This is a genomic window from Sulfurimonas sp., from assembly GCF_047622445.1.
Lineage (GTDB): Bacteria > Campylobacterota > Campylobacteria > Campylobacterales > Sulfurimonadaceae > Sulfurimonas.
In genome coordinates this window covers 1-14,119 of the sequence record NZ_JBLHOE010000032.1, presented here as the reverse complement: position 1 = coordinate 14,119, position 14,119 = coordinate 1, and the positions used below count along the sequence as shown (strand labels likewise).

The window sequence follows — 14,119 nt, the reverse complement described above, 5'->3', positions numbered from 1 at the left end:
CACTACTATTTTTTTGTTACTTTTTTGTTACTTTTTTGTTACTTTTTTATTATTCTTTTTTTATTCTCCTACAAATAACACTAATATGATGTATAGTCACCTTAAACCTACTTACAACCTAGGAGTTGTTATGAAAAATATATCCATTAAAATGCAAATCATATCTTTAGTTACTATTTCCCTTATAGTATTATCAACTGTTCTAACCATTTATGCTGTCAATACCAGTAAAAATGCTCTTATTCAAAAAAGTTATAATGGGTTAACATCAGCAAGAGACTCTAAAGCGAATCAAATTCAAAAATTCTTTGCAGAAAGAATTGGGGATATCAATGTCCTCGCTAAAAGTGCTGATGTAAAAGAACTTGTTCATGACCTTATATTTGTTCATAAAGAACTTGAAGTAACTGCAACAAATAATTATCCTGTAACACATACCTTAGTACAAGAAAAGACATCCAGACATGAAAACTTTTTTCAAAGTTATGCCAAAGAGTATGGTTACTATGATCTTTTTGTCATCTGTGCAAAACATGGTCATGTTATGTATTCACAAGCTAAAGAATCTGACTATGGTGAAAATGTTGGGAGGGGGAGTCTTAAAACAAGTGGGCTAGGAGAAGTTTGGAAGAAAGTTGTAGAGCTTAAGCGTCCTGTATTTGTTGATATGGCTCCTTATGCTCCATCTGCTGATGCCCCTGCAATGTTTTTAGGTGCACCTGTATATATAGATGGAGAAATGAGATCAGTTTTAGTATTTCAAATCTCCGATAAAAGTATTAATGACATAATGCAATATAGAACAGGATATGGAGATTCTCAAGAAGACTACCTAGTTGGTAAAGATGAACTCATGAGAAGTGATAGCTTCCTCGATCCAAAAGGCCATAGTCTCCAAGCTTCATTCGCAAACAATACAAAAGTAGATACAGTGGCAAGTAGAAATGCTCTTCAAGGAAAAACAGATACAGAGATAGTAATCGATTATAACGGAAACCCTGTTTTATCTTCTTATTCACCGATTAAAGTCGGGGAAGATTTACACTGGGCAATTCTTTCTGAAATAGATGAAGCAGAAGTACTAATCACTCCTAATGGCATAAGAAATTCCCTCATTATTGCCGGTGCTTTCATTGTAATTGTTGTTCTTATTATTGCATTTATCATTATCTCTGTAAGTGTAATTAAACCGTTAAATAAATTTAAAGACACTATCTTGATGATGTCAAATAAGCATGATATAACACAAAGAGTAGATACAAATGCTCCACAAGAGATAATGCAAATGGGTAATAGCTTTAATACACTCATCGATTCTCTGCAGAAAATAGTTGCAACTGCGAAGCAATCTTCTACCGAAAATGCTTCAATTTCACATGAACTCTCAACTACAGCAACAAGAGTTGGAAATAATGTGGAAAGCTCTGTTGTCATCATAGAAGAAGCGACATTTCAAGCAAAAACTATCCAAAATGAAATTGTCACTTCTATTGCTGATGCACAAGAAAGTAAAGAAGATATTATAAAAGCAAATGAAAACTTAAAAATAGCGAGACAGGATATTGTATCTCTAACTTCAAAAGTCCAAGAAACAGCCCAAGCAGAAGAAGAACTTGCCCACAATATGGAATCTTTGTCTAAAGATGCAAGTGAAGTAAAAACTGTTCTTACCATTATATCTGACATTGCGGACCAAACAAATTTACTCGCATTAAATGCAGCTATCGAAGCTGCTCGCGCGGGTGAACATGGTCGTGGATTTGCTGTTGTTGCAGATGAAGTTCGTAAACTGGCTGAGCGTACACAAAAAACATTATCTGAGATTAATGCTACTATTAATGTTGTTGTTCAATCAATAGGTGATGCTTCTACAAATATGAATAATAATTCCAAGGATATTCAAGAATTAGCAAGTCTTGCCCAAGATGTTGAAAATAAAATTAATGAAAGTGTTGACATTGTAAATGAGGCCGTTATCGCTAGTGACAAAACTGTACAAGACTTTGCACAAACAGGTAAAGATGTGGAAGAAATAGTATCTAAGGTTGAAGAGATCAATGTAATTTCATCAACAAATGCACGTAGTGTTGAAGAAATTGCTGCAGCAGCTGAGCACCTCAACACTCTCACAGATGAATTAAACACAAAACTTGAAATCTGTCATACCTAAAAAACTCATCCTTATAGGTGCCTCTACCGGGGGGCCTGGGCAAATTGAGAAGATACTCTCTTTCTTACCTCCATTACAAGATACCAGTATCGTTATTGCACAACATATGGTTCATGGTTTTCAAGAGAGTTTCGCATCAAGATTACAAAGTGTCACAGAAAATAAAGTTATGATGATACAAAATAAACAAAGCTTTGAGTCCAACACCATTTACGTGGTACAAGGAACAACACAGTTGAATTGTAGCTCTTTGATATTTACTATCTCTCAGTCATCCAAGGATTCTTACAATCCAGATATTAATACTTTATTTTTATCCTTTGTGCCCTTATCTAAGAGGACTCAAATTTTATCTGTTATATTAACAGGTATTGGAAGTGATGGTGTTGAAGGCTGCAAAGAGCTGAGTAAGCATAGTGCTATATGTATAACCGAGAGTGAGAACAGTGCTATTGTAGATGGTATGCCAAACAGAGCAAGAGCATTAGTCCCAAATATACAGATAAAAGAAATGAGTGAGATAATTACAACAATAAGTGAGTTTTGTGATGTTTAATTTTTTTAAAAAGAAAAAACCGATAGAGGATTTTGTAGATACAGATGAGTATATAGAAGATTATTCAAATGTAGAGATTATTGCAAATTATTTTCATAATGAAACTGGGATTACCTTTGATACACAGATAAGTATACTCAATTCTAAAGTAAGTGGCTTTTGTAAAAAAAGAGCTATTGCATCTTATACTCAACTATTATCCGATGTACAGTCACTTCCCTCACTTAGACAAGAACTTATTGATCATTTAACCACCAATGAAACATATTTTTATAGAGAACTCAAACAGATACATCAGTTAGTAAAACTTGTAAAAGAATCTCCCTCATCTCATATAGATATTTTATGTGCACCTTCAGCAACTGGTGAAGAACCTTATAGTATTGCTATTGCATTATTAGAGGCTGGTGTTTCTCCAAGTAAGTTTCATATACTTGGGATAGATATAAATGCAGATGCGATACAAAAAGCAAAAACTGCCCTATACACGCAAAGAAATGTTAGAAACCTCTCAGATGCTATAATTTCTAAATACTTTATAAAAGATGCATCTACCTATAGACTAAAAGATACTATAAAATCTCTTATCTCCTTTAAGATTACAAATATCTTTGATAGTTCTTTCAAAGACATAGGTAGTTTTGACTTCGTCTTTTCAAGAAATATGCTCATATATTTTGACAAAGAAACAAAACTCAAAGCGAAAGCTATTTTAGAAAAGTTACGAAAAGACAATGACCATGATGTCTTTTTTGGTCATGCTGATCTCTTTTAAGGTTAAGACACAATGAATGTAAATACCCCTGAAGAATTAATGCGTAGTCGTTATGATGCATTTATTAGAGAAGATTGGCAATATATTGCAAATACTTCAATCAATCAAACGATAGAAGAACTATCTACTTCGCCCTCTCTCACTTGGTTAAAACTTGATGTGATAAAAGCATATGACAATGTAGTAGAGTTTAAAGCTTATTATAAACATGAAAATATAATAGAAGTACTTCATGAAAAAAGTACCTTTATTAGAGTAGATAATGTTTGGAAGTACCAAGATGGAACACTCTACCCTTCTAAAATAAATAGCAATGATTTGTGCCCATGTGGCAGTGGGAAAAAGTTCAAAAAGTGTTGTTCTTAAAAGCAATGTCAATATACAAAAAAATATTTGGTTACTCCTTAATTCTATTTTCTCTTATTTTCATTATTTTAATAGGAATGCCTCAATTCTATCTAGGTAAATCAGCAGGAAAGTTACATAAAGAAATACTCCTTGATTTAAAATTTTTGAAAAATGAAAATTCTAAAATTCTACTTTTATACTTTGGATACGTAGGGTGCGAAAATATTTGTACTCCTGCTATGAGTGAGATAGCTCAAATATATAATCAAGTTAACAATAAAAATATTGAAGTATATTTTGTTAATCTTCAGGATTTAAATCAAAAGGAAATGCCTGCAATTTTTGCGAAACATTTTAACAAAGAGTTTCAGGGAATATACCTCAACGCAAATGAGCTACAACAACTGAGTAACACAATGAACATTGCATATACAAAGTCGCTTACAAATAAGTTTGATATAAATCATTCCGGTCATCTTTATCTTTTAGTTAAAAATAATAAGAACTACATACAAAAATACATTTATACAACAAGACCTTTTAACAAAACACTTATTATTGAAGATATTCAGCATATCTTAAAAGAAAAAAACCTACTATAAAGAAGAATAATAAAAATTAATAATTAAGGTATACGTATGTTAAGATTATTTCCCCAGTTTAACCCGGCTCTGTCTTCTCAAACAAAAGAGGCTTTACGCATTGACTTCATTAAAGCAGATAAAATGATGTTTATCATATCTATCCTATCTTTTTTATCCACTTCACTCATAAGTGCTTATACTTATAATACTTATATATTAGGTGTTGTTGCAGGAGGAATCACTTTAGCAATTGCAGCTATCGCTTACTTTGTTTTTAAAGGTACTATAATTTCTCGCATACTATTTGGTATTATTTTTATGATTTTTCCTACTATAATAGTACAACAACAACTTGGCTTAATTGAAATGCATTTTTTATATTTTTGTATGCTTGCATTTTTAGCCATGTACAAAGATATCACTCCTTTACTTTCTGCTGCTGTTGCAGGGGTTGTTTCCCATCTTCTTTTTACATACTTACAATTAAACGGTATGGAAGTGATGGGTGCTCCAATACTTTTCTTTAGTGGTGCATGTAATTGGGGAATTGCTATTTTACATATTCTTTTAGTTGTTGTCGAATTAATTGGTTTATTTTTCATTGTCATTGGAAATACTAAACAGTTTTTAGAAAATAAAAAGATGGAAGCTGAATCTTCTTTAAATGTACAAAAATTAGAAAATGAAGCGTCTGCAAATGCAGGGATCATTAACGAAACTATAGAAGTAGCACAAAACATACAAAATGGATTTTTAAATACACGGATCCACGGATCAACAAGTGATGAAGCTATCAGTAATTTAAAGAATGTCATCAACGATATGCTCGATACACTAGAATCAGAAATTGGTAAAGACATCAATACAATCGTCTCAAGTCTCTCTGCATTTATACAAATGAACTTTACAAATAGCATTCCTAACCCAAATGGAAAAATAGAAAATATGGTAAACCAAGTGGGCCTTGATATATCCAAAATGTTAACAGAAAGTTCCCAACAAGCAGAGTCTTTAAAAGTAAGTTCTGATAACCTCATTGAGCATGTTGAACAACTCAGTCATACTTCTACACAACAGGCACAAAACTTAGATGAAACAACACAAACAATTAATATTATCTCCCAGAGTATTGAAGAAACGATGGAGCGATCTAACCAAGTAAACTCTCAATCTGAAGATATTAAAAGTGTAATCCAGGTCATAAAAGATATTGCTGAACAAACTAATCTACTTGCATTAAATGCTGCTATTGAAGCTGCTCGAGCAGGGGAACATGGTCGTGGATTTGCCGTAGTTGCTGATGAAGTACGTAAACTTGCGGAGAGAACACAAAAATCTCTCGCTGAAATTAACGTAAGTGTAAATACTCTCATTCAATCTATTAATGATATTAATTCAAATATTCAAGAACAATCAAGTAGTACCAATGAAATGAATACATCAATAGGTAATTTAGGTTCTATTTCTAAAGAAAATATTGAAATAGCTGATTATGTCACAAACGTTGCTAAAGAGCTTTCTTTAATCTCAGATGATGTAATTAAAGACTTATCTCATAAGAAGTTTCATTAAAAAAGTGTTTTTAAAAACACAAAACTTTTTTTTGTAAAGCCATTAGATTCATAGAATCTATGGGCGCCCTCTTTTTCAAATCCAGATGATAAAACAATGTTCTCACACATCCCAACTTTTGCATAGTCTATAAGATACTCTAACATCATCGCGCCATATTTTTGAGAACGGTATTTTTCATCTGTCACTAAATCAAAAACATACAAATGTCTTTTATGATAAAGATTTGTTTGCACTCCAACACCAGCATAAGTAACCAGTACTTCACCATCCATAATCCCAATCATTTTATACTCCATATGACGCATATCGTACACTAAGTCTTCAAACTCTTTGTAGCAAAGCTCAACTCTTAATTGTTTAATTACATCATATACTATATATAGTTCTTTTAAATCTAATTCTCTTATTTGCATATGGTATTTTATACTAAATTTGTTACAATAGAGTAATTAATATATATAAGGTAATACATGATAAAAAAACACCACTATAATGTCGTCATTGTTGGAGGAGGTATCTCTGGTACTGCTCTAATGTACACTCTCGCTAAATATACAGATATCAAAGATATTGCTCTTTTTGAAAAATATAGTGAATTATCAACACTTAATTCTAACGCAAAAGGTAATTCTCAAACTCTTCACTGTGGAGATATAGAAACAAACTACACTTTGGAAAAAGCTAAGATTACAAATAGAACTGCAAGTATGGTTGAGAATTATGGATTACTTTATGGCTATGAAAATATACACATGTTCAAAACTCCAAAAATGGCTCTTGGAGTTGGAGATGAAGAAGTGGAATTCATTAAAGATAGATATGAGGAATTTAAAGATGAATTTCCGTATATGGAGTACTGGGATAAAGAGGCATTAGCGCAAATCGAGCCTGCATTACTCAAAGGACGGGATGAAAACGAAAACATTGCGGCAATGGGAACTAACAAAAGATGGAGTTCTGTAGATTTTGGTGAAATATCTAAAACATTTGTACACAATGCAAAAATGGAAAATCCTAACTGTGAAGTATTCCTCAACAAAGAAGTGGTAGACATTAAAAAAATTGGTGATAAGTTTGAGCTTAGCATTGATGGTGAACATTTTTATGCTGATTATGTAGTTGTTGATGCTGGAGCACACTCTCTTTTACTTGCACATAGAATGGGGCATGGTCTTGATTTTTCATGTTTACCAGTAGGTGGAAGTTTCTACTACTCTAAAATTGATTCACTCAAATCTAAAGTATATACTATTCAAAATCCTAAGTTACCGTTTGCAGCTATTCATGGTGATCCTGACATCGTTAAAGGAAATATTATCCGTTTTGGACCTACTGCTATTGTCCTTCCAAAATTAGAACGTTATCATCATGCTCATTTTATAGATTTCCTAGAAACTCTGGCTCCTTCAACAGAAGTTTTAGAAGTTTTTTATGACTTAATGCATGATGCAGATATTCGTGAGTATGCAATCAAAAATTTCCTTTATGAAGTACCGGGAATTAGAAAAAAACTTTTTGCAAAAGAAGTTCGAAAAATAGTTCCATTCATGACTGAAGACGACATAGAATTTGCTGAAGGAGTTGGTGGTCTTCGTCCTCAAGTTATAGATAAAAAAACAAAAAAACTTTTTCTCGGTGAAGCAAAGATAGAAACAGGAGAAGGAATTGTCTTTAATATGACACCATCACCAGGAGCAACAAGCTGCTTAGGGAATGCCTTTACTGACACAGAACTAATCTGCAAGCACTTAAATGCCACTTTTAACGTCAAAAAGTTCAATAATGAATTAGTCACTTAAAAATGTAGATTTTTTTAAGCTTTAATGTGATACATTATCACAATTAATAATATATCAAGGGGTTGAATATATGAATTTTAAGAGCATAAAAATCAGGATGGGACTGTTAATAGTTAGCGCTATGATTCTTTTAGGTTTCGGGGTAGCTTTTTGGGCTGCCAAAGGTGCAAAAGATGAGATTCTAAATACTAGAATGGCTCAAATGAGTTCTATTAAGATTTCTAAAATTCAGCATCTTAAAGACTACTTTACACAGATACAAAATATCATGGAAGCTAAGACTTCAACAAACAAAACTTCTCGTCTTCTCTGGGCTTTAGATGAAGGATTCGAGGGCTTTGAAGATCTAGATATTGACATAGATGAAGCAAAATTGGCCTTGAAAAAATATTATGAGCAAACATATCTACCAAAAATTGATTACTCTATCGATGGGTCTCCCCAAAAGAGGCAAGTTGAGCAGTACATACCTACAACAACTTCGGGAATCATAGCCCAATACTTATATCTTGTTCAAAATACAAAAAAATTCAATGAAAAACATAAATTTATCGCAAATATGAAGTATAAAGATCCCTACTCAGACGTTCACCTACAAGAACACCTTAGTTTAATAACAATGCTTAAAAAATTCGGTCGTGAAGATGTCTATATAGTTAATCCTAGTGGTGCGGTTATCTACAGTATATATAAGAACGCTGATTATGGAACTAACCTTATTAAAGGTCCTTATAAAGATTCTGGGTTAGGAAGAATTTTTAGAAAGAGTCAAAAACTTAAGCCAGGCGGTGTTGCGGTTGAAGATATCTCTAACTATGAACCAAGTTTAAATAAAAAAATGGCATTCATGGCCATGCCAATTTACTTTAAAAGTGACTATGAAGGTTCTATCATATTTCAATTTCCAATGAATAGAGTAGATGAAATCATGAACTTTAATAATGAGTATGACAAAGTTGGTCTTGGACAAACAGGTGAAGCCTACTTGGTTGGTGAAGATAGCATTATGAGAAGTAAATCTAGATTTTCACAAACAATAAATGACCCTGACGTCAAGCAAAATACTACAACATCTGGTTTCTTTAAAGTGGACACCAAAGCTACACAGTTGGCACTTTTGGGAGAAAGTAGCACGGTAGTAGCTATTGATTATAAAGGGCATGAAGTAATTACTTCCTATGCTCCTCTAGAAATATATGGTAAGAAATGGGCTATTGTTGTAAAAATAGATATAGATGAGGCACTTAAAGGTGCAAGTGAAAAATTTATTCTTACATTAATTGGCACAATAATTTTAATTATTCTCATTGTAATGGTTTCTTTATTTTCTATTCAAAAAATGATTATGTCTAAGCTAGAAACTCTCCAAGACACTACTTATGACTTAGCAAAGGGAGACGGGGATTTAACAGCAAGAATTATTGTACCACAAGGTGATGAAATATCTGAAGTAGCCGTAAATATTAACGAGTTTATTGAAAAAGTTCGTATCACAGTTGCAGAAGCGACATCAACATCTTCACGAAACTTGGAAATTGCACAAACTTTATCAGGAGCATCTGTAACAATGAAAAGTAAAGCAAACGAAGAGAGTGATATTGTTCATGAAGTTTGTGTTCAAGGAAAAAATATTCAAGATATTTTAGGTGTCTCAATAGAACAAGCCAAAGATACTAAAGAAAATATAAATGCAACTGGAAAGACACTTAAAGGGGTAAATACACAAATAGTTAACCTTGCAAACTCCATAGAACAAAGTTCTCAAGATGAGCTGGAACTATCTCATAAACTCGAACAACTCTCTCATGATGCAGCACAAGTAAAAGATGTGTTAACTGTTATTTCAGATATTGCAGACCAAACAAACCTATTAGCGCTTAATGCTGCTATCGAGGCTGCTCGCGCTGGTGAACATGGGCGTGGTTTTGCTGTTGTTGCAGATGAAGTAAGAAAACTTGCAGAGCGTACACAAAAATCACTTGCAGAAATCAACAGTACTATAAGTGTCATTGTTCAATCCATCAATGATGCAAGTGAAAATATGTCTAGAAATGCAAAAACAATAGAAAAATTATCTCAAAATGCCAACCAGACAGAGACTGACATTAACTCTAGCGTAGAGGCTATTGAAGTATCTATTACTCAAGTTGATGAAACTGTAAACGGATATATATCTAACTCAAAATCAATCGAATCTATGATAGGAAAAGTTTCAAGAATTGAACATATTTCCAATGAAAATAAAGATACTATAGATGAAATATCTAGCGCTTCTTCACAACTCACACAAATGTCAACTAATTTAAATGACTTGCTTCAAGGCTATAAAACAGAAAAGAGAACACGACCAAGAGATAGTGATATTTCTTAGATAATCATCATTTAAACAACTCTTAGATATAATGCGAAAAATTAATTCATAAGAGAATAATGCATGGTAACAGTACAAAACTTAATAATGAGATACGGGAATAGAGTTCTATTTCAAGATATCAACCTCAAACTAGACCGTCATAAACGTTACGGGCTTATTGGTGCTAATGGTGCCGGAAAAACTACATTTTTAAATATTCTTAGTGGTAAAATTAATGAATTTGAAGGTGAAGTTGTTATCCCTAAAGCAAATAAAGTTGGCGTTTTAGGACAAAATCAATTTGCTTTTGAAGATTATACTATTGCTGATGCTGTTCTTTTTGGGAATAAACGTCTTTATGATGCTATCAAAGAAAAAGAAGATCTTTATGTAAATGGTGACTTTGAAGATGATGCGACAAACAATCGTCTTGCAGATTTAGAAGTGATCTCTGTTGAAGAAGATCCAACGTATGAGTACGATGTAAATATCGGTAAGATCTTAGAAAATGTTGGAATTCCTGCAGATAAACATCAAGAGCTTATGAGCACGCTAGATTCAGCTGATAAATTCAAAGTACTTCTTGCACAAGTTTTATATCCTAAACCAGATGTACTATTTCTCGATGAGCCTACAAATAATCAAGATATCGAGACCATTACATGGTTAGAAAACCAGCTTAAACGTCACGAAGGTACACTTGTGGTTATCTCTCACGATAGACACTTTTTAAATGCTGTAGTAACAAATATACTCGATGTTGATTATCAAAAAATACGTGAATTTACTGGTACGTATGACGACTGGTATATCGCTGCAAACATAATGGCAAAACAACTTGAACTGGACTCTGCTAAACAGATAAAAGAAAAAGATGAACTAGAAGCTTTCGTTCGTCGTTTCTCTGCAAATGCATCAAAAGCGAAACAAGCAACATCTCGTCAAAGAAAACTTGATAAAATGGAATTTGAAGACATTAAGCCATCGTCTCGTAGAGATCCAAGTATTGTATTTAAAGCAAAACGAATTATGGGTGGTGAAGCTTTAGAAGTAAACAATATTTCTCACTCTTATGGAGATAATGAAGTTCTTAAAGATGTAACTTTAAAATTTGAGCCAGGCGAAAAAGTCGCACTTATCGGTGGAAATGGTGTTGGAAAATCTACACTTCTTAAAATCTTAATGGAAGAGATGAAACCTGCAAGTGGTGAAGTGAAATGGGGTGCTACGATTGAGAACTCTTACTTCCCACAAGACACTGCTGACATAATTGAAGGTGATGGTACACTTTATGATTGGTTACGAGCATATGATCCTAAGCGTGATATTGCTGAAATTCGTAACTGCCTTGGACGTATGCTATTTAATGGTGAACAACAAGAAAAAGGTGTCGTTAGTATCTCTGGTGGGGAAAAACATAGAATGATGCTTTCAAAAATGATGCTGGAGGGTGGAAACTTTTTAGTACTTGATGAACCATCAAATCACCTTGACCTTGAAGCTATTGTTGCACTAGGTGAAGGACTCCTTGAATTTAAAGGAAATGTTATCTGTGTATCTCATGACCGTGAGTTACTTGACGCATTTGCTTCTAGAATTATTGAGCTTCATGCTGATGGTTCTTTTACTGACTTTAAAGGTACATATGAAGAATTTGCAGAAGCCAAAGCAGCTGGTCAAATTTAATGCCAAAGTATAAAAAGTTTCTTGGTCTCGGTATAGCCGGAAACTTTGCTCTTCACTTAGCACAAGCGGGTGAATTAGAAGAGTTTAAAGATATTATTACGCAAGATGAAGCAGCTCCTAAGGGAATATTTCCTTTTTATCTTCCAAGACCTACTTCTGCAAAAAAAGCACTTAGCACCTACCCTCTTTCTTGTGAGTATATTAGACTCCCAAACAAAGATGTAAATATTCAAGCAGAGCCAGAAGTTGGTCTTGTTTGTAATTTAGAATATACTGCAGGTAAACTCTCTAAAATTACTCCTACATATTTTGGCGCATACAATGATTGTTCTATACGGGTAGCTGGTGCAAATAAAATTAGTGACAAGAAAAACTGGGGTGAAGACTCTAAGGGCTTTTCAAATACTCTTATAGAGATAGATAAATTTGAAGAGGGTGGAGTTATGGATAACTACTCTATAGCTTCCTTTTTAAGACGTGATGGTGAAGTACATGCTTATGGCGAAGATGTTGCACTTAGTGGATATAGCTATTTTTACGAAAAGCTAACAGATTGGATACTCAATCAACTCGTAACACAAGAAGATTTTGGACCACTTGAGGCAATAGAAGAATATATCATCGAGTGTGAAAATCCTGAACAAGCAATCATCAGTATCGGGGCTACACGTTATACGGAATTTGGTGAAAGAACATTTTTAAAAGAAAAAGATGAAGTCATTATCATCGTTTACAATAGAGATGAAATTTCACATGATGAAGTTATTCAATCTGTTGAAAATAGCTCTTATGAACATTCAATTATGAGTGTACTTTCACAAAAGGTACTCTAAATTGAGAAAGGGCATCTATGAGCATTATAAAGGCCCTAGGTATCTTGTCTTGGACACAGTTACACATAGTGAGAGTGAAGAAACTTTAGTACTCTACAAAACCATGTATGACAAAGAAGACTTATGGGTACGTCCTTACTCTATGTTTTTTGAAAAGGTAGAAGTTGATTCAAAAATAGTTCCAAGATTTAAATATATTGGTGAAGTAGATGAGTAGAGGTAAAAAACTAGACCTTTTCATAGGTGCAGATATTGACAATAGTTGGGCAGAAGTTCAGTCCCCTCGAAAATCACAAATTTCAGATGAAATCATAGAACCATCTAAACACTTCTTAGTATTTAAAAAAGAGAAACGCAGAGGAAAGACTGTAACCCTCGTTGGCGAATTTAACCTTCCTAAACTTGATGCTACAGCGACACTTAAAACACTCAAGAAAAAACTTGGATGTGGTGGCAGCTATAAAGATAACTGGATGGAATTTCAAGGGGAACTTAAAGATAAAATCAAAGAGCTACTTAAACAAGAAGGGTTTCGATTTAAAAAATAATCTTATTTGAGTTGTTCGTCAATAAAATTGAAGTCTTTGAGTAAAGTCTCTATCTTCATAATATCAAAAGCATCAATTGCCTCATAAAGCTTAGAAGCGTATATATCAAGAACTTCTACATCATAACTACTTGCAAGTCCACTCACTTGAGATGCTAAAGTTTTAATATCTTGAATATTATTGTTTTTGAGTGCAAGTGTATGAATTGGTAAAATATCCTCTGCTAAGGCTCTTTGTATCTCTTGTAGGTTATTGCGTGCTTTATCACTCAGTGGTATTGGTTCTTCCTCTTGATCTTCAACCTCTAATCTTTCATATGCTAAATAATTACTCAGTGCTGAAAATAAATCATTACGTAGGACTGGCTTTCTAAGATAATCATCAAAGTTCTTTCTCTTTAATTTCTCATATTCATCCTCCATAACTGAAGCAGTTAATGCGATAATTGGAACATTATCAATCTTTTTAATAGCTGCCGCTGCTTCATATCCATCCATAATAGGCATTCGAATATCCATCAAGATTAGATTTGGCTTCTCTTGTTTATACATCTCTATAGCTTCTAGCCCATTCACTGCTGTAATAATTTCTATATTTGTGTCTTCAAAGTTTTTCACGATTAGATCTCTATTGTCTTGGATATCATCAACAACTAAAATTGTTGCTTTTTCAAATATTATATTACGCATATCTTGAGCTAACTCTCCATCAACACGCTTTTCATCCAGCATAGATGATATATCTATATTATATAAATGTACTGTAAAAATAGAGCCCTTTCTTTCTTGACTTTTGACAGAAATTTTTCCATCCATCATTTCACATAAACGTTTAGATATAGATAGCCCTAGTCCAGTACCACCAAATTTTCGACTATCTTGTCCTTCACTTT

General features: G+C 33.3%; 13 protein-coding genes and 1 pseudogene. 12 read left to right on the top strand and 2 right to left on the bottom strand.

Annotated features, from left to right (window positions below; translation table 11 throughout):
* Nucleotides 1–130: 130 nt before the first annotated feature.
* The 6 genes and pseudogenes from ACI9TV_RS08575 to ACI9TV_RS08550 form a co-directional block, all read left to right on the top strand.
* The gene (locus tag ACI9TV_RS08575) at nt 131–2,170 is read left to right on the top strand and encodes a methyl-accepting chemotaxis protein (protein ID WP_415250364.1); all 2,040 of its coding nucleotides are present in this window, start codon (nt 131–133) and stop codon (nt 2,168–2,170) included.
* Nucleotides 2,151–2,726: a chemotaxis protein CheB gene (locus ACI9TV_RS08570; protein WP_415250363.1), complete on the top strand. Its 576-nt coding sequence runs from the start codon at nt 2,151–2,153 to the stop codon at nt 2,724–2,726. Before ACI9TV_RS08575 ends, ACI9TV_RS08570 begins: the two co-directional genes overlap by 20 nt.
* A complete protein-coding gene (locus ACI9TV_RS08565; RefSeq protein ID WP_415250362.1) occupies nt 2,719–3,501 on the top strand; it encodes a CheR family methyltransferase in 783 nt (260 codons plus the stop codon). The genes ACI9TV_RS08570 and ACI9TV_RS08565 overlap by 8 nt, the downstream gene beginning before the upstream one ends.
* 12 nt (nt 3,502–3,513) lie before the next feature.
* The gene (locus tag ACI9TV_RS08560; protein ID WP_415250361.1) at nt 3,514–3,867 is read left to right on the top strand and encodes a YchJ family protein; all 354 of its coding nucleotides are present in this window, start codon (nt 3,514–3,516) and stop codon (nt 3,865–3,867) included.
* Between the two features lie 77 nt (nt 3,868–3,944).
* Nucleotides 3,945–4,451 carry an SCO family protein gene (locus ACI9TV_RS08555; RefSeq protein WP_415250360.1) on the top strand — a complete coding sequence of 169 codons (507 nt, stop codon included), beginning with the start codon at nt 3,945–3,947 and terminating at the stop codon, nt 4,449–4,451.
* A 36-nt stretch (nt 4,452–4,487) separates the two neighbouring features.
* Nucleotides 4,488–5,900, top strand: a pseudogene (locus ACI9TV_RS08550) (methyl-accepting chemotaxis protein); the annotation flags it as partial.
* 101 nt (nt 5,901–6,001) lie between these two features.
* On the opposite strand, the gene ACI9TV_RS08545 reads toward ACI9TV_RS08550, so the two are convergent.
* Nucleotides 6,002–6,421, bottom strand: coding sequence for a GNAT family N-acetyltransferase (locus tag ACI9TV_RS08545; RefSeq protein ID WP_415250359.1), 420 nt, complete (start codon nt 6,419–6,421; stop codon nt 6,002–6,004).
* A 60-nt stretch (nt 6,422–6,481) separates the two neighbouring features.
* Here ACI9TV_RS08545 and ACI9TV_RS08540 point away from each other — a divergent pair, with 60 nt between their 5' ends.
* The 6 genes from ACI9TV_RS08540 (at nt 6,482) to ACI9TV_RS08515 (ending at nt 13,227) form a co-directional block, all read left to right on the top strand.
* The gene (locus tag ACI9TV_RS08540) at nt 6,482–7,807 is read left to right on the top strand and encodes an FAD-dependent oxidoreductase (protein WP_415250391.1); all 1,326 of its coding nucleotides are present in this window, start codon (nt 6,482–6,484) and stop codon (nt 7,805–7,807) included.
* Between the two features lie 70 nt (nt 7,808–7,877).
* Nucleotides 7,878–10,178 (top strand): methyl-accepting chemotaxis protein, encoded by a 2,301-nt coding sequence (locus ACI9TV_RS08535; RefSeq protein ID WP_415250358.1) that lies wholly within the window; start codon nt 7,878–7,880, stop codon nt 10,176–10,178.
* 63 nt (nt 10,179–10,241) lie between these two features.
* Nucleotides 10,242–11,846 carry an ABC-F family ATP-binding cassette domain-containing protein gene (locus ACI9TV_RS08530; protein ID WP_415250357.1) on the top strand — a complete coding sequence of 535 codons (1,605 nt, stop codon included), beginning with the start codon at nt 10,242–10,244 and terminating at the stop codon, nt 11,844–11,846.
* Nucleotides 11,846–12,679 carry a DUF5718 family protein gene (locus ACI9TV_RS08525; RefSeq protein ID WP_415250356.1) on the top strand — a complete coding sequence of 278 codons (834 nt, stop codon included), beginning with the start codon at nt 11,846–11,848 and terminating at the stop codon, nt 12,677–12,679. Before ACI9TV_RS08530 ends, ACI9TV_RS08525 begins: the two co-directional genes overlap by 1 nt.
* On the top strand, nt 12,654–12,896 hold the full coding sequence (locus tag ACI9TV_RS08520; RefSeq protein WP_415250355.1) for a DUF1653 domain-containing protein: 243 nt from the start codon (nt 12,654–12,656) through the stop codon (nt 12,894–12,896). The genes ACI9TV_RS08525 and ACI9TV_RS08520 overlap by 26 nt, the downstream gene beginning before the upstream one ends.
* The gene (locus ACI9TV_RS08515) at nt 12,889–13,227 is read left to right on the top strand and encodes a translation initiation factor (protein ID WP_415250354.1); all 339 of its coding nucleotides are present in this window, start codon (nt 12,889–12,891) and stop codon (nt 13,225–13,227) included. The genes ACI9TV_RS08520 and ACI9TV_RS08515 overlap by 8 nt, the downstream gene beginning before the upstream one ends.
* A gap of 2 nt (nt 13,228–13,229) precedes the next feature.
* Here ACI9TV_RS08515 and ACI9TV_RS08510 read toward each other — a convergent pair.
* A partial coding sequence (locus ACI9TV_RS08510) for a response regulator (RefSeq protein WP_415250353.1) occupies nt 13,230–14,119 on the bottom strand: 890 nt, incomplete at its 5' end.